Origin of the sequence: Paenibacillus sp. JNUCC32, from assembly GCF_014863545.1 — a bacterium.
GTDB classification, from domain to species: domain Bacteria; phylum Bacillota; class Bacilli; order Paenibacillales; family Paenibacillaceae; genus Paenibacillus_AQ; species Paenibacillus_AQ lautus_A.
In genome coordinates this window covers 6581399-6596858 of record NZ_CP062260.1, presented here as the reverse complement: position 1 = coordinate 6596858, position 15460 = coordinate 6581399, and the positions used below count along the sequence as shown (strand labels likewise).

Annotated in this window: 16 protein-coding genes; 4 read left to right on the top strand and 12 right to left on the bottom strand. The window is 49.8% G+C overall.

The window, feature by feature from the left end; all coding sequences use genetic code 11:
• Positions 1-71 precede the first annotated feature (71 nt).
• Complete coding sequence (gene yyaC, locus JNUCC32_RS29180) at positions 72-611, bottom strand: spore protease YyaC (protein WP_192570565.1); 540 nt, start codon at positions 609-611, stop codon at positions 72-74.
• Between the two features lie 178 nt (positions 612-789).
• On the opposite strand from yyaC, the gene JNUCC32_RS29175 reads away from it, so the two are divergent.
• On the top strand, positions 790-1017 hold the full coding sequence (locus tag JNUCC32_RS29175; protein WP_015737472.1) for a DUF1128 domain-containing protein: 228 nt from the start codon (positions 790-792) through the stop codon (positions 1015-1017).
• A 106-nt stretch (positions 1018-1123) separates the two neighbouring features.
• Here JNUCC32_RS29175 and JNUCC32_RS29170 read toward each other — a convergent pair whose 3' ends face one another.
• On the bottom strand, positions 1124-1843 hold the full coding sequence (locus JNUCC32_RS29170) for a pirin family protein (protein ID WP_192570564.1): 720 nt from the start codon (positions 1841-1843) through the stop codon (positions 1124-1126).
• Positions 1844-1908: 65 nt separating this feature from the next.
• Positions 1909-2913 (bottom strand): asparaginase, encoded by a 1005-nt coding sequence (locus JNUCC32_RS29165; RefSeq protein WP_192570563.1) that lies wholly within the window; start codon positions 2911-2913, stop codon positions 1909-1911.
• A 281-nt stretch (positions 2914-3194) separates the two neighbouring features.
• On the opposite strand from JNUCC32_RS29165, the gene JNUCC32_RS29160 reads away from it, so the two are divergent.
• From JNUCC32_RS29160 to JNUCC32_RS29150, 3 genes are all read left to right on the top strand, one after another.
• Entirely contained in the window at positions 3195-3452 is a 258-nt protein-coding gene (locus JNUCC32_RS29160) for a GlsB/YeaQ/YmgE family stress response membrane protein (protein WP_015737475.1), read from the top strand.
• Between the two features lie 48 nt (positions 3453-3500).
• Positions 3501-3911 carry a YtxH domain-containing protein gene (locus JNUCC32_RS29155; RefSeq protein ID WP_009594054.1) on the top strand — a complete coding sequence of 137 codons (411 nt, stop codon included), beginning with the start codon at positions 3501-3503 and terminating at the stop codon, positions 3909-3911.
• A 134-nt stretch (positions 3912-4045) separates the two neighbouring features.
• On the top strand, positions 4046-4477 hold the full coding sequence (locus JNUCC32_RS29150; protein ID WP_036663874.1) for a DUF5665 domain-containing protein: 432 nt from the start codon (positions 4046-4048) through the stop codon (positions 4475-4477).
• Between the two features lie 99 nt (positions 4478-4576).
• On the opposite strand, the gene JNUCC32_RS29145 is transcribed toward JNUCC32_RS29150, so the two are convergent.
• The 9 genes from JNUCC32_RS29145 to JNUCC32_RS29105 form a co-directional block, all read right to left on the bottom strand.
• A complete protein-coding gene (locus JNUCC32_RS29145) occupies positions 4577-5554 on the bottom strand; it encodes a magnesium transporter CorA family protein (RefSeq protein WP_192570562.1) in 978 nt (325 codons plus the stop codon).
• 122 nt (positions 5555-5676) lie between these two features.
• Positions 5677-6447, bottom strand: coding sequence for a sigma-70 family RNA polymerase sigma factor (locus JNUCC32_RS29140; protein WP_009594120.1), 771 nt, complete (start codon positions 6445-6447; stop codon positions 5677-5679).
• Positions 6444-6893 carry an anti-sigma B factor RsbW gene (gene rsbW, locus JNUCC32_RS29135; RefSeq protein ID WP_015737478.1) on the bottom strand — a complete coding sequence of 150 codons (450 nt, stop codon included), beginning with the start codon at positions 6891-6893 and terminating at the stop codon, positions 6444-6446. Before rsbW ends, JNUCC32_RS29140 begins: the two co-directional genes overlap by 4 nt.
• Before the next feature lie 32 nt (positions 6894-6925).
• Positions 6926-7249 (bottom strand): STAS domain-containing protein, encoded by a 324-nt coding sequence (locus tag JNUCC32_RS29130; RefSeq protein WP_009594079.1) that lies wholly within the window; start codon positions 7247-7249, stop codon positions 6926-6928.
• 112 nt (positions 7250-7361) lie between these two features.
• On the bottom strand, positions 7362-9041 hold the full coding sequence (locus JNUCC32_RS29125) for a response regulator (RefSeq protein WP_036663869.1): 1680 nt from the start codon (positions 9039-9041) through the stop codon (positions 7362-7364).
• A 20-nt stretch (positions 9042-9061) separates the two neighbouring features.
• Positions 9062-9916 (bottom strand): CheR family methyltransferase, encoded by an 855-nt coding sequence (locus JNUCC32_RS29120; protein ID WP_374705909.1) that lies wholly within the window; start codon positions 9914-9916, stop codon positions 9062-9064.
• Positions 9917-9994: 78 nt separating this feature from the next.
• Positions 9995-13654, bottom strand: coding sequence for a response regulator (locus JNUCC32_RS29115; RefSeq protein WP_192570561.1), 3660 nt, complete (start codon positions 13652-13654; stop codon positions 9995-9997).
• Positions 13651-14826: a PP2C family protein-serine/threonine phosphatase gene (locus JNUCC32_RS29110; protein WP_015737482.1), complete on the bottom strand. Its 1176-nt coding sequence runs from the start codon at positions 14824-14826 to the stop codon at positions 13651-13653. Before JNUCC32_RS29110 ends, JNUCC32_RS29115 begins: the two co-directional genes overlap by 4 nt.
• Before the next feature lie 251 nt (positions 14827-15077).
• Entirely contained in the window at positions 15078-15419 is a 342-nt protein-coding gene (locus tag JNUCC32_RS29105) for a YflT domain-containing protein (protein WP_009594092.1), read from the bottom strand.
• Between the last annotated feature and the right edge of the window lie 41 nt (positions 15420-15460).

Here is a 15460-nt window from a genome sequence, read left to right as displayed (position 1 = left end):
GATAGACACCCATTATTTTATAAAGAATGAACTATTATTAAACTAAAACAACCCCGGTTGAAACGCGTGTCTTACGGCCTAAGGCCAAAGGCCGCAGCGGCTTGCTTCGCTATCTGCTCCGCCATTCCCATGACCTGGTAAAGGGACGTCACTTGGAGGGTCCAATACGGCTTCGGTCCATGAACGTTCACGACCGCTGCCACGCTGTAGTCCCCCACTGCCGGCAGCTTCCCGCCGACGGATTGGGCCGGCGCCAGCGGACCTTCGCTTGTAAAGAAATAACCGACGGAAGAGGATTGTCCCAAGCAAGCATCAATGGCAATAACCACCTGATCCTCGGGTATGCCTTGAAGCTTTGCCTCAAGATTGAAAGCATCACATGGTTCGGGCAGCGTGCCGATCACCTGCGGAAAACCGTATTCCACAAGCCGGCTTCCAGTCAACGGACCGAGCGCGTCACCTGTGGAACGGTCGGTGCCAATACATAAAAATACGATGCTGCCCAGCGCATGGCGCCGCGAAATCCCCTGAAAAAAACCGGCCAGTTCATGGCCCGACATCTTGGCTTTGGCAGCATGCGCGCTTGGCGTCTTGCCGGCTTGTTCGCTCATGACGGACCTCCTTGATTAAATGGTTCGATGATTAGCATCGCTGACGGTGAAGCGTTTTTTTCTGATTTTAACCTATCTTCCTCACCGATGGCAAAAACATTGGTCGAGCCGCACGCTAACATGTTACAATACAGGGATGAAAATCGTAAATCCGCCTAAGAGAGGATGGTGTTATTCCATGGATTTGAGTGAAAAATCCCAAGCCAATGTCGAGTATATGATCGAACAGATTAAAACGAAGCTACGGATGGCTACAGGCGCTGCCATGCAGGCCTCTGCCTTCTCGGTTAACCAATATGATGATATTTATGATCTGTACGATATGGTCATGAATAAACAGAATCTTAGTATTTCGGAAGTGGAAGCCGTTGTATCCGAGCTTGGACAGCTCCGCGGAAACCAGTAGGACGGTATCTTCGCGTACTTTGAGTGTATTCTTAAGAAGCGCTTTTGTCATGACAAAAGCCCCGGGTACTTGCGAATCTCGCAAATCCCGGGGCTTTCTGTTTACGTTATGGCATATCGATAAGAACCATTTCCGAGCTTCCCTCACTGGAGTTCCCCCGGAAGGTCAACTCATGACGACGCTGTATCCTTGCCGCATCGCCCGCCTTAATATCGAATACGCCGTCTTCCGATGATATTTCGACATGACCGCTTATGACGTATAGATGCATTCTACGATCCCCGGCCAGACTGTACGTCAGTTCTTGTCCGGTCTCCAGTATGCTGCTGTACATCACAACATCCAGCGACTGGGGCAGGCTCGACTCACCATTGCCTGAACCGATGATCGGAAGCATCTGGTTCAATTGCTGTTCTTTTGTGAAATTGCTTTGATGGTGACTGGTCTCAAGGCCCGGCTCCGCAGGAAGAAACCACATTTCCAGATAGCGTACGTCCTCCGAAGATGAGGCATTCCTCTCGGCATGGTACACGCCGGAGCCTGTATTCACGACATGAATCGTACCGGGTGTAAGCTCCATGACCTTCCCTGTATCATCCTCATACGTCAACGTGCCTTCCAGCACCAAATGCACAATCACCAAATCATGATGAAACCTTCGATCAAACCCCTCCATCGGTTGGAGCACGTATTCATTATGCGCCAGAAGGCTTCCAAAGTGCTCGTTATGCGGGTCTGTATAATCACCAAAAGAAAAGCTGAATTCGCTGTGAATACCGTTTTCATGGGTAGTATGTCTTTCCGCTGCCGTCATGATTTTAATCATGGCCGGTCACCTCCGCCTTTTTTACTATTCAATACCCCGGCGGTTTCCGGTCTAATCAGTCGCCTTTAAGCGCGGAGCAGCTTAAATCCGGTTTCTACCCTGCCTACTCGAAGACCCTCATCATTATATAAATCTTTAGGATATGCAGCTTTCAGCCGTTCGATGGTCGCTTTGCTGCCATAGCCGATTTGTTCCAATATGGACTCCGCGATCCAGCCCCATTCTTCCTCGGAGCCGTCCGAAATTTTGAAAGAGATGCCGAGCCGCTCCTTCTTAAGGCCGAAACAGTACACTCCCTTGAAGCCGCCCTTGGCCACAATATTAGGATCTTCCAGAAGAAGGGTATCCACTTTGTGTTTACCCGCCACCATATAAGAGGCTGCATGCATGGCCTTTGTGATTTGCATGACCGCCTTTCGCGTCGGCTCGTCCTCTATGAGGTCCGGGCATGCAAGCTTCATGTAGGCTGTTGCCAAAGCGCGGAGCGGCATGGCGAATACCGGCAGTCCGCATCCATCGGTTCCCAGTTTCACATCGCCGGGAGCCAATCCCGCCAAATAGGCGACCGTCCGAAGGATTTCTTGCTGCAGCGGATGTTCCGGCTGATCGTATCCCGTCAACGGATATCCCGCCATCTGGCAGTAGGCCAGCATGCCATAATGCTTGCCGGAGCAGTTATGGTACCATTTACTTTTCTCGCCGCCGCCTCGCAAAAGTGTTTCTTTGCTTCCTTCGTCCAGCGGCCAGCTGGATGCGCACACCATGTGGGTTTCGCTGATGCCCGCCTTGCGTGCAAAACGCTCCAACACTTCCACATGAGCCTGCTCCGCACGATGCGAAGCCGTCATGATCGCAATTTCCTCATCGGACAGTCCGTAATGATCGACCAGCCCGCCGCGAATGGAAGGAATCGCCTGCATCGGCTTGGCCGAAGAACGCGTAAATGCGACATAATCCGGATCTCCCGCATAAGCCTCGACCTTACCTTGTTCATTCACAATACATATATGTCCATTGTGGACGCACTCCAAGATGTCCGCCCGATATTCCTTCACCAATACAGTGTCCATGTTGAATAACTCCTTCTATATACCGTCTGTTACGTATGATGCCTTGAGAAGCCTGTATGCTTGCATCTCCCCGAGATCACGCTTATTCGAGAATGATTGCGAATCTGTATTCAGTATAGTACAAAAAAGGGCAATTGACAGCAGGATACGTTCCATAGAGGACGGACATTTCATTTATCTCCCGTTTTGCACGTCTCCTGTTTCATGGTGTGGCCTTGCGTTTAATTACGAGATAAGCAAGCCCACTCGAAACACATTGCTCTGAAAAAGGAGGCGATCGTATGTGGGGAATCATCATCAGCATCGTGATGGCAATCATCATCGGGATAATCGGGGATGCGCTGGTTGGTCATGAAATGCCGGGCGGAATTATCGGTTCCATGATCGCAGGTTTCATAGGCGCATGGCTCGGACCGTGGCTCTTCGGAGCTTGGGGTCCTGTCATAGGCGGATTTGCCATTGTGCCCGCAATCATCGGTACGGCCATCTTTGTATTCCTGCTCGGTCTTGTTGCCAAGTTGTTTAGACGCACAGCCTGATCCTCGTGTTTATATTCATTTTTATATTAACTAAAAGGAGTGAAAGTTATGAATAACGCAGAACAAGAATATCCAGTACAAAGCGGTTCCACATTCTTCAAAGGTGCTTTTATCGGTGCCTTGGTCGGAGCGGCGGCAGCTCTGTTGTTCGCTCCAAAGCCAGGCCGCGAGCTTCGCGGGGATTTATCCGAGAAGCTGAGCATGGTGTCGGATAAAACCAAAGAAGTCGCTTATACCGTAGGCGATAAAGCTTCTGAACTGGCAAAAACGGTAGGAAGCAAAGCCTCCGATGTCATGGCCACCGTGAACGAAGGCCGCCAAAGCATTATGTCCAGCGTCAAGGAAGCATCGGCAGACGTGTCGAGCGAGGTTTCAAGTGCTTCCAAAGATGTGAAGGATAAAGCGATGGACACCTCTTCCGAAGTCAGCCGTGAAATGAAAACGACAACGAATTATTAATTCGTAGGGTCACGAATAGCCAGCTGACGCAGCTGGCTATTTTTGTGCCAGATCCGGCACGTTGTCTTATCCACATTGTATGGATTCCGAAGTGAAATGAAACGGCGCATCTGCCTGGAAAGCGGGGATATTTCATGAGTAAAGCAAACCCATATCATGGCGGCTCCGGCTTCTCAACCCGAAGCGGCAGTCGTTCGACACGAAACGAGGAACAACGAGTGCAATCCGAATCGTCCAGGGAAAGACACTCGAAAGAGGCGGATGAGGTGCAGGAGCATCCCTTTGAGCTTAGGCACGAAGTGAAGAAATTGAACACGCGACTGGACAAAATCGCCGCCACGCTGGAGAAGTCCGAAATGAAAGACATGATCGATAATTACATGAATCCCAAGAAACGCATCATTGCCAACCTCACTGCCGGCCTGGCCCGGGGGTTGGGCTTAACCCTTGGCACGGCTCTCGTGCTGGGTCTTCTGGGTTATATTCTCAGCTTCTTTGTCAATGTGCCGATGATAGGGGATTTCATCTCGAACCTGCAGGGATATATTGAACAATCCAAATCCTAATTCGTCTCTATTACCTGAACAAGCCCGGTACCTTTAACGGTTACCGGGCGATTGTGATGAGTTATTGCTGCACTTCTTATGCAATCGTGTACTTCGCACTCAAATATTCCTGTTTTTGGACTTTACTTGAAGCAGGTCCCCCGTCCATCCCTTCGCACGCATCCAAAGGTACATCCCTCCGGTCCAGAGCAGGGTGAAGCCAATGACTGCCGTGAAGCCCCAGAACGTCTTAATGCCGGGCAAGTTCTCGAAATTCATGCCCCATACGGCTCCGATCACGGTTGCCGGTGTGAATACGACCGTAAAGATGGTCAAGGTCTTCATGATTTCATTGCCGCGGAACGCCGAGATGGCATCATCTATGGATACCAGCGTATCGATTTCGCGCTCATAGTGATAAATCAGCCTTTCCATTCTTTCTACTCGATGCAGGAGTTGTTGAAACGAGCGGCTGGCATCCAGCTCGCCGTGATACCCCTCCTTCGCCGCAGCGATCAGCTCCTGAAAAGGAATAAACAGGTTGCTCCATTCCAGCAGCTCAAACCTTGACGAGAGAATGTTATCCATTAAAGATCTTCGGTTGCGTGTACGCATATCCTTTTCGACAAGACGCAGGTTATGTTCGAATTGATCCATTCCTGCATGGTAATAATGCAGAATGGCCCGGGCCAATACAAACAGGCCGTCTACGGGCCGCTCGCATTGATGAAGCATCGAGGCTCTATCGGCCTTGGCCATCACGCTGCGGGTATGCTCATCCAAATTAATGGTGATCAGCACTTGAGCATCCACATAGAAATAGAACTGTTCCGACTTATGATGCTCGTGTTCATTCGTAACCTTATAAAGCATGGACCCCATAATGACCGCCTCCACCCCATCCTTGAAACGAACGGATAAGTAATTCCGCTCCTTTAACGACGGTGCCAGATTAAACCATTCGGCTGTATAAGGATAGCGTGACCGAAGCTCGCCGATCCAGGAGGATTGCCAGTTATCCGTTCGGACATCGTGCCATTGCCACCCCCCTGCAAAATCATAAATATCCTGACCTTCTGTCGTATCCGGCCCAAGCATGATTTCCTTGCCACTCCCTTCGATAAATATGGATATTAGGTTTCAAAAAAGGCACGCATTCCCGTGATGGAGGAAGCGTGCCTTATGTTGCTATACGTCTGTCTCTACGAAGCTTGTCCATATCAATACGAAGAATTGGACATGATTTGCTTCAGTTTTTCCGTTGCCCGCTTCTGGATACGCGAGACACTCATTTGCGACACACCTAACCTTTGAGCGATCGCTCGTTGGGACTGCCCCTCCTGAAATGCCAGCAGCAGCACCTTCTGCTCCTGCTCCTTCAGCTGGCTCATCGCCTGTTGAAGATCCATGCGCTTCTCGACGGAATCAAAGTCGTTCACGTCCGAACTGATCAGCTCTCCAAGCGTGGCCCCGGTTTCTTCCTGAGACAATGGGGAATCCAATGATACATAATGATAGCATTCCCTTCCCGCCAACACTTCAACGGTTTCCTCAACGGAAAGATCCAGGTAGGATGCAATCTCATTCACATCAGGAGATCGTTCAAGCTTCACCATTAATTCATCAATCGCTTGCTGGACCAAGGCCCCCTTCTCCTTGATTCGTCTTGGCACTTGAATGTACCATGATTTATCGCGGAGGAAGTTTTTCATATGCCCGATCATACTCTTCATGGCGTAGGGCTCAAACGGAATCCCCAGGCTAATGTCGTATTGCTGAAGCAAACGGATTAATGCCATTTGACCAACCTGATATAAATCCTCATACAGATCGGGCCGATTCCGGGCAATTTTGCCTGCTGCCATCTTGACCATCGGTTCATATTTTTTAATCAGCACCGTTGCGATATCGTTATCCTTCGTCTGCTGATACTGTTCTATTAAATGAACTGCTTCATCTCTGGACTCTTGGGGAGTCGCCTTATCACTCATACTGGCTCCTCGCTTCTTGCGAGCCGCTTCGTCAGCGTAACCTCGGTTCCCTTTCCAGCCTGGTTTGTCACGCTCACCTCGTCCATAAGCGCCTCCATCAGGTAGAAGCCAAGTCCTCCGATTTGGACCTCGCTGAGATCTTTATCATGAAGTGTACGATCGCCAACCGCCCCCACACTGTCGAAACTCTCCCCTTCGTCTCTGACCGTAATGGATAGCGACTCGCCGGTCACTTGAAATAAAACCTCTACCATTCCGCCTTCCTGGCTATAAGCATATAAAACCGAGTTGTTACAGGCCTCCGACACCGCAACCTTCATATCTTCGATCTCTTCATAGGAAAAGCCCATCTTGGAAGCTATCCCGTATAGATTCAACCTTACAATATCCACGTATTCAGCACTGGCAGGCAAATTAAGTGTTATTCTTTGTACATCTGAATTCATTCTTTTCGATCCTTTCCTATTGGGAATTCTTCTTACGACTGAAAGAACTTCGCAATACCCGTCATATCGAACAGCTTTTGAATTTGCGGCGGAACTTCCTCAACTGCAAAGCGTGCTTCCATGCCATGTCTGGCTTTCAGTATCGACAGAAGAATACCAATGCCCGTACTATCAATATATGTCATGTCCTTCATGTTGACGATCAAGTCTACTTCGGAATTGCCGACAAGAGGCTCCATTACCAATCGAAAATCCGGAGCGACGGACAAATCAAGTTCACCGCTCAAAAATACAGTGCATACGCCCTCGTTCATTTGGGTTTTGGCATTGAACTTATCATTCGTTTTTGTATTCATAGACACTCTCTCCCAATCATTTGTTTTCCCTTTACATAACCCGTTATCTCGCTTGTTGAAACAGGTTAACGAGGGATCAAGGCGCGCTAATATATGGAAAACGATTCATTCACTAGCCGTTGATGATTCGAACTTGGCTTGGGCTGATGTCCCATCCGTCCGGCTCTACCGGCATATAACGGGATATCAGGTGCTTTACACAGCTGATTTTGACCGGTTTGCTGATATATTCATTCATGCCGGCATCAAAGCAGCGCTTCTGAATCCCGTCCATGACATTGGCTGTCATCGCAACGAGTACGGGAGCGTCCGCTTCCGGCTTCATCTGGCGGATGAGGCGAGCGGCCTCCAAACCGTCCATGACCGGCATTTGCAAATCCATAAAGATCATGTCGTAAGCTTTAGGCCCGGCAGCCATCTCAACGGCCTGCCTGCCGTCTTCGGCCATATCCGCAATCATTCCCATCTTTTCAAGCATGCTCTCCATCAGCTTTCGATTAATCGGATGGTCGTCCACGATCAGAATGTTCGGCTGTCTTCCCCCGTGCACCCGATATTTGTCCGAATGTTCCTCTTCCCGTAGCCGAGGATGCTCCTCCTCATGCGTGTGAACGCAGATCGTGAATACGAAGGTGGCTCCCTCCCCTTCCTTGGAGTCAACCTCGATCTCTCCGCCCATCATCTGCACAAGCGATTTACAGATCGCTAGCCCCAGACCTGTTCCGCCGTAGCGTCTGGTCATCGAGGAATCCAGTTGAGAGAACGGCTTGAACAGCCGGTCAAGCTTCTTCGATGAGATACCGATTCCCGTATCTTTTACCGTGAATTCAAGCGTTAATCGATTCTCTTCAGCCTTGGCAAGCGAAACAACCAAATACACGCCGCCCTCATTCGTAAATTTTACGGCATTGGATACCAAATTCACCAGCACTTGACGCAGGCGCCCCATATCGCCGAATACCATCGAAGGGATTTGATCCTCGATATAATACGTAAGCTCCAGGTTTTTCTTGGAGGCTTCTCCGGAGAACAAACCGAACACTTCCTGAACGCAGGACTTAAGATCAAACGGATATTCCTCCAGCTCCATTTTGCCGGATTCCATCTTGGAGAAATCCAGAATGTCATTAATGATGTTAACCAAGGCATCCGCACTGTTGCGGATAATCGTGGCATATTCACGCTGTTCATCCTGAAGCTCGCTGTCCATCAGCAAATCAATCATCCCGATGACGCCATTCATCGGCGTTCGGATCTCATGACTCATCATCGCCAGAAACTCGGTTTTGGCTTTGGCGGCAATCTCGGCTTCTTCCTTGGCCAGCACTAGCTCTTGATTAATCTTTTCCAGTTCCTGAGTCTTCTGGTGCAATTGCGCGGACTGGATCTTCAGCCTGTTATTGGTCCGATACATATCGACAAAACCCTCGATCTTGGATTTCAAGATTTGAGGGATGAAGGGTTTAACCATATAGTCGATTGCACCGGCGGAGTATCCCGCAAAAAGATGCTCCGCGTCCTTGCTGTTTGCGGAAATGAATATTATCGGAATATCCTTTGTCTTGTCTCTCGCCTTGATCAGCCTTGCCGTTTCAATGCCGTCCATGCCGGGCATTTGGACATCGAGAACAATCACAGCAAAATCATACTTCAAGAGATATCGCAAAGCCTCTTCGCCCGAAGTAGCTTTAATGAGCGTGTATTGTTCGCTGTCCAGAACAGCTTCGAGTGCAAGTAAGTTTTCAGGGCGGTCATCTACCAACAGAATATGAATCGGTTCGTGAAACCCCATGAGATCCTCCTACAAAACTTCTATTTAATCTTTCGATAGATTTTCTCGACGCGGTCCAATGTCTCATAAGCTTCGCTATAATTCGTAAAGTGTATGGACTCTTTGGCGCCCAGGACGAGAATACCGAAATGGCTTAGACTCTCGTGAAACAATCCGTGCACGTGATCCCGCAGTTGGTCATTAAAATAGATCATGACATTCCGGCAAAAAATCACGTTAAACTCGTTAAAGGAACGGTCCGTTGCCAAATTGTGCTCGGCAAATATCATGTTTTTCTTCAAGAACGGCTGAAAAATAACCGAGTTGTACTTCGCGGTATAGTATTCGGAGAACGAGCGGGTACCGCCCGCCTCCAAGTAATTCTTCGTATATTGCTTCATGCGTTTGATGTCGAATACGCCTTCCTTGGCCTGCTGGAGCGAACGCGAATTCATGTCCGTCGCATAAATCCGGGATTTTTCATACAGTCCCTCTTCATGAAGCAAAATGGCCATGGAATACACTTCTTCTCCGGTTGAGCAGCCTGCATGCCAAATCCGTATATACGGATACGTACGAAGCAATGGAACCACCGACTGCCTGAATGTCAAGAATAGTGTCGGATCCCTGAACATTTCCGTAACAGGAATCGACAAATTATATATGAGCCGCTCAAAACATGAACGGTCGTGCAGTACTTTGTCTTGGAGGGCAGAAATCGTGGAAACACCCTCTGCATGAACATGATGCCAGATTCTCCGCCTCAACGAAGGAATGGCGTAATTTCGAAAATCGTAACCATAGAATCGATGAATGCCATCCAAAAGAAGTTCGATCTCGATCTGTTCCAGTTCACGCTCGCTATTCTCTGTCAACAACAGTTGTTCTGATTCCATATGGTCACTAGATGACATTACGCTTGCACCGCTTTCCGAGTGTTTATTTGCTACTTGTACTTTACCCACAAAAGCGGCTTACGAATACAACCAAACCCTCATTAGGGAAAGAAGTTGCTCTGTCTGAATCGGCTTCTTCATATAATCGGAAGCACCCGCTTCAATGCATTTCGCGCGGTCCTCTTTCATGGCTTTGGCCGTCAGGGCAATAATCGGCAATTTGTCGAATTCCGGCATTTCGCGTAAACGGCGCATCGCCTCATAACCGTCCATCTCCGGCATCATCATATCCATTAACACCAGATCGAAATCCGGATTCTGCTGAAGGAGCTCGATCGCTTCCCGGCCGTTCTCGGCAAAGGTCACTTCCATATTGTATCCCTCCAGCACGCTGGAGAGGGCAAACACGTTGCGGATATCGTCATCCACAAGCAGAATTTTCTTGCCTTCAAACAGTTCTTCCTTGTTGTGCAGCTTCTGCAGAATTTTACGTTTGTCCTCCGGCAAATCGGCCTCAACCCGATGCAGGAACAGCGTCGTTTCATCCAAAAGCCGTTCCGGGGACTTCACGTCCTTAATGATGATCGACTCCGCATATTTGCGAAGCTGCATCTCTTCCTTCGAATCCAAATCCTTGCCGGTGTAAATAATAATAGGCAGATCCACCAGGTTCTCGTCATCGCGAATCTGGTCAAGCAGTTCAAAGCCTGTCATATCCGTCAGCATCAGATCAAGCACCATGCAATCATAGCGCTGCTTACGCAGCTCGCTGAGCGCCTCGGCGCCTGTGGATGCCGCCGTAATCGACACATCGTCATGGCCGATCAATTCGATAATGGAATTCCGCTGAATATCGTCATCCTCGACAATCAAGAGATGTTTCATCGATTTTTCCGCATAGGATTGGATATGCGTAAACGCGTCCTCCAGCGCTTCCCGGCTTGAAGGTTTCTTCAGGTAAGCGATCGCTCCCATCATTAAGCCTTGCTTCACTTCATCCACAACGGAGATGACATGCACCGGAATATGGCGGGTAACCGCAGAGCTCTTCAGCTCGCCCATGACGGACCAGCCGTCGATTACCGGGAGCTGGATATCCAGAATAATGGCATCCGGTCTGTACGACTTGGCCATCTCCAGTCCGATGTCACCCTGCAGTGCGACCAAAGCCTTGAAGCCGCGGCCTCTGGCCATATCGAGCAGGATTCTGGCAAACTTCACGTCATCCTCAATGATGAGCAGCACTTTATCCGTCGGTCCGAGCTGGTTACGATCATCGTCTACCTGTATGGCAGGCTGAACCTCTTTCGTAACCATCTTGGCTTTCGGTACGATCAGAGCGCTCTCCGGCGGTGCCTCCATCGCTGCGGCCGCTTCCTTCGCACCATCTGCCACTTCTGGATGGCTTGCCGGCAGGAAGAGGGTGAAGCAGCTTCCTTTGCCTTCCTCCGATTCAACCGTAATCCCCCCGCCCAACAGGCGGGATAGCTCGCGGCTGATGGAAAGGCCAAGCCCGGTCCCGCCGTATTTGCGGCTAGTAGTACCGTCCACCTGCTGGAAGGCTTCAAAGATCAGATCCGTTTTGTCTGCCGGAATGCCGATTCCGGTATCTTTGACAGCGAAGGCCACATAGTCCGATTCGGCATTTAGGTAAACCGGAAGCTTGTCCTTGTCGGCCTTCTCCACCTGCAGCTCGACAGAGCCGCTATTCGTAAACTTGAAAGCATTCGACAACAGGTTGCGCAGAATTTGCTTCACGCGATGACTGTCCGTCACGATGCTTTGCGGGATATCCTCTTCAATGTGAACGCCCAAATTGATATGCTTCCGCGATGCCACCGCGGCGAAATTCTGCTCCACGAAGGCTTCGATATCCGGAAGCTGGACGTCTTCATAGTTGATTTCCATTTTCCCGGCGTCCACTTTCGATAAGTCGAGAATTTCATCAATCATTTTGAGCAGGTCCGAGCCCGACATGTAAATCGTCTGTGCATATTCAATCTGCTTGGAGCTTAGGTTCCCATCCTTGTTCTCAGACAGCAGCTGCGACAATATCAGCAGGCTGTTAAGAGGGGTGCGCAGCTCGTGGGACATGTTCGCCATGAACTCCGACTTGTATTTGGTTGTAATCGAGAGCTGCTTCGCTTGCTGCTCGAGCTGTACTCGCGCCTTCTCGATTTCATCGTTCTTCTCTTCCACTTCCTGCACTTGTTCCTCAAGCGCACGCGTCTTGGCAACAAGCTCGGTATTGTAGTGCTCCAGCTCTTCCTGCTGGCGCTGCAGCAGGTCCTCGGAACGCTTGAGGGCATTGGTCTGCTCCTCCAGATTCTCGTTGGTACGGCGAAGCTCTTCCTGCTGCGTCTGGAGCTCTTCCGATTGAACCTGAAGCTCTTCGGTCATGGCCTGGGATTCGCGCAGCAGCTGCTCGACCCGCAGTCGGCCTGTGATATTGTTCAGAATGATGCCGAGGGACTGGCTTAGCTGAGACATCAGCTGCTCCTGCAAAGATGTCGTTTCCTCGAACGAAGCCAACTCGACGACGCCCATCACTTCATTCTCGAACAGAATCGGGTAGATCATGATAGACACCGGCTTGGATGAACCCCACGCGGATTCCACCTTCATATAGTCCTCAGGAGCGCCTTTCAGGACGACCGGCTTCTTATCGAGCGCCGCCTGGCCTACAAGCCCTTCCCCGATCATGAACGCAACCTTCGGCTCTTCTCCGCCTTCATGGGCATAGGAGCCCTTCATCTCCAATTTGTTCGGATGTTTGTCTTCCTGACGGATATAGATGGCTCCGTAATGAGCTCCCAAGATCGGCGTGAATTCGCTGATAAATCGCTGGCCGACCTCTTCCAGGGAATTGATTCCTTCCAGCAGCTCGGTGACTCTGGCCATATTCGAGTTCAGCCAGGATTGATCACGCTGCGCCTGGAGATAAGTCTCCTCGATGCGCTGCTTCTCGATGATGTCTTCGGACAAGTCTTTGAATACTCGTGCTACGTCCCCAAACTCGTCCTTGGACGTAACCTTGATACGGCGGATGGCCTTCAGCCTGCCTTCGCCGAAGCTCTTCAGCATCATGGAAACCACGTTGATGCCCCGGGTAATGCTTGGGAGAATCCATAAAATGACCAGCATTCCGATAAGAAGCCCGCCGGCCATGATGTAGATGAATATTTGCACGGAGCGGTCGTAAGCGGCTTGCGCTGCGGCTATATCATCATTGATCTTCTGATTCTCGTAGCTGCTAAGCTCGTTCAGGCTCATCAGAATCTCATTCTGAACCGATTGCCCGGTGGAATTACGGAGTGCGTTGGCCCCATCTGCGTCGCTGGTAGAGAGCAGTTCCAGCGTCTTGTTCTGATACACGATATATTCGTTACCCGCACGCTCGATCCGGACCAGCAATTGCTGTTCCTCTGCGGTATTTACGCTTTCCTTGATGGCCTTGAAATACTCCTCCGCCTGTGCCGTCATCGTCTCGATTTCCTGTTTGGACACCGCATACGTAGACGGATCATTGCTCAGGATCATATTCGTAAGTTCGCGCGCCATATTGTTGACTTCTCCGCGCATGCCGCTGGAGTTCCGCACCTTCTGGTAACGCTCCTGATAGATTTGGTCCATCTGGTTGTTCATATAACTGATCCGGTCGTACCCGATCAGAGTCAATACCAGCATAAGCGCCAGTAATGTTGTAAACCCAATGACTAACTTGCTCTTAAGCTTCATTGATTGGTTTCCTCTCCTTTTTTAAGAGATATCCAAACCAGGCATTTATCGTCCTCTCGCTCCTGCGATGGATCATCCACAAAATACTGTTCCTTCATTTCGTCTTCTCTCCAATGGTGAGGGCCGCCCAAATGCGTCTTCAGGTAATCCAGTTTCTCGTCATGTCCGCCCTCTACCAGTTCGAGCAGGCCATCCGTATACATAACCAAATGACCTTCGCCTTCATAATGAAAGCTTCTTGGCTCCATGTCCTCGATCCGGTCGAACAAGCCAACCGGGCAGCAACCTTGATCCAGCGTCATGACCTCGCCGTCCTCCTTGAAGAACAGAGCCGGGGGATGTCCTGCGTTGACATAGTCCACCCGCTTCAAACGAGTGTCCACGACAAGATAGATGGCCGTAAAATAGTACTGAATCAGCTGTTCGCCCAGGTTCAACTGATTGAATCTGCGATTCAATTCTTGAACCACCTTCTCCGGTTCGACATAAGTCGTCACCGTATCCTTCAGCACCGAAGCGATGAACATGCAAAACAGGGACGAAGTAATCCCGTGTCCCATCATATCCAGCAGAATCACGCCATAACGTCCGTCGCCTAGCGGAAACCATGCATACAAATCTCCCGCAAGCTCTGCCGAGGGCTGGTACAGCGCATGAATCTCCAGCTGTTCATCTTCGATGGGCGAGCTTAACACGGCATTCTGAACCATGGCCGCAAGCTTCAATTCCGCCTGGACCCGCTGTTCCCTTTCAATATGCCAGTCTTTCTCGTGCTTCAACCGAAGCGCGAGGCGTATCCGCGCCATCAGCTCCACCTTGTTGATCGGTTTCGTGACGTAATCGACGGCACCGGCATCCAGCGCTTCCGCCAGCTTCTTCGAATCTCCGACGGCGGTGACCATAATGATCGGTATATCTTTCAAATGCTCGTATTGCTGAACAATACGGCAAGCTTCTATTCCATCCATCTCAGGCATCATCATATCGAGCAACACCAAATCGATATCCGCCCTACGGGGATTCGGATCATGGCTGCGATCGCCGATCCCCAGGTGTTCCAGCATTTCCAGGGCTGAAGATGCAGATAGTGTATTTTGATAATTTTCCTTCTTCAAGATTTCTCGAATAATAATGACGTTAGTCGGATTGTCATCTACGATTAATATTCTCATTGCCCTCTCCTTTAACGTTACGGCTTATGCGGCAGAAATCCTTTTCCTACTATTATACTATAATAACCCTGTGATCATTTGCCATAGAAAAAGGTTCTCAAGCTTGAATCTTCCACTTTTAATAGATATATGGAACATTCTTTTAAAACATAGATAAGGAATGAGACGTCAATAGTCTCATTCCTTATCTATGTTTTAAGTCCTATAACTCCTATGTCGAATCAGCGCCAGGCTGAACGTTCAATGCTTCCTCAATCCTTCTTGGCTATCACGAGCACTTTGCCAAGGTCCAATTGTTTCTCGTAAAATCCCGCCTCGGCTTCGGTAAAGCCAAGCGATACGATTTTGGCACGCAGCTCATCCCCGCGGGACCGGAACAGATTCGCCAGGGCATCAAACACGCCTTCTTCCTTAATGCCTACATTATTGGCATCGGCTGCTTCCACAATCCGGCTCGTCTTGTCCGAATCATGGGCCAGTACGTAAATGTGATCCAGATCGTAACCGGACTGCCGTAGATTCTGAACCTCCTGAACCGCTTGCGTCCCGTTTTCCACGACTTTGGCATATGACTTCGTATTGGTGAATTCCATTGTGAAAACCTCCCCTAATAGTGTTAAACCTCAATTTAGGT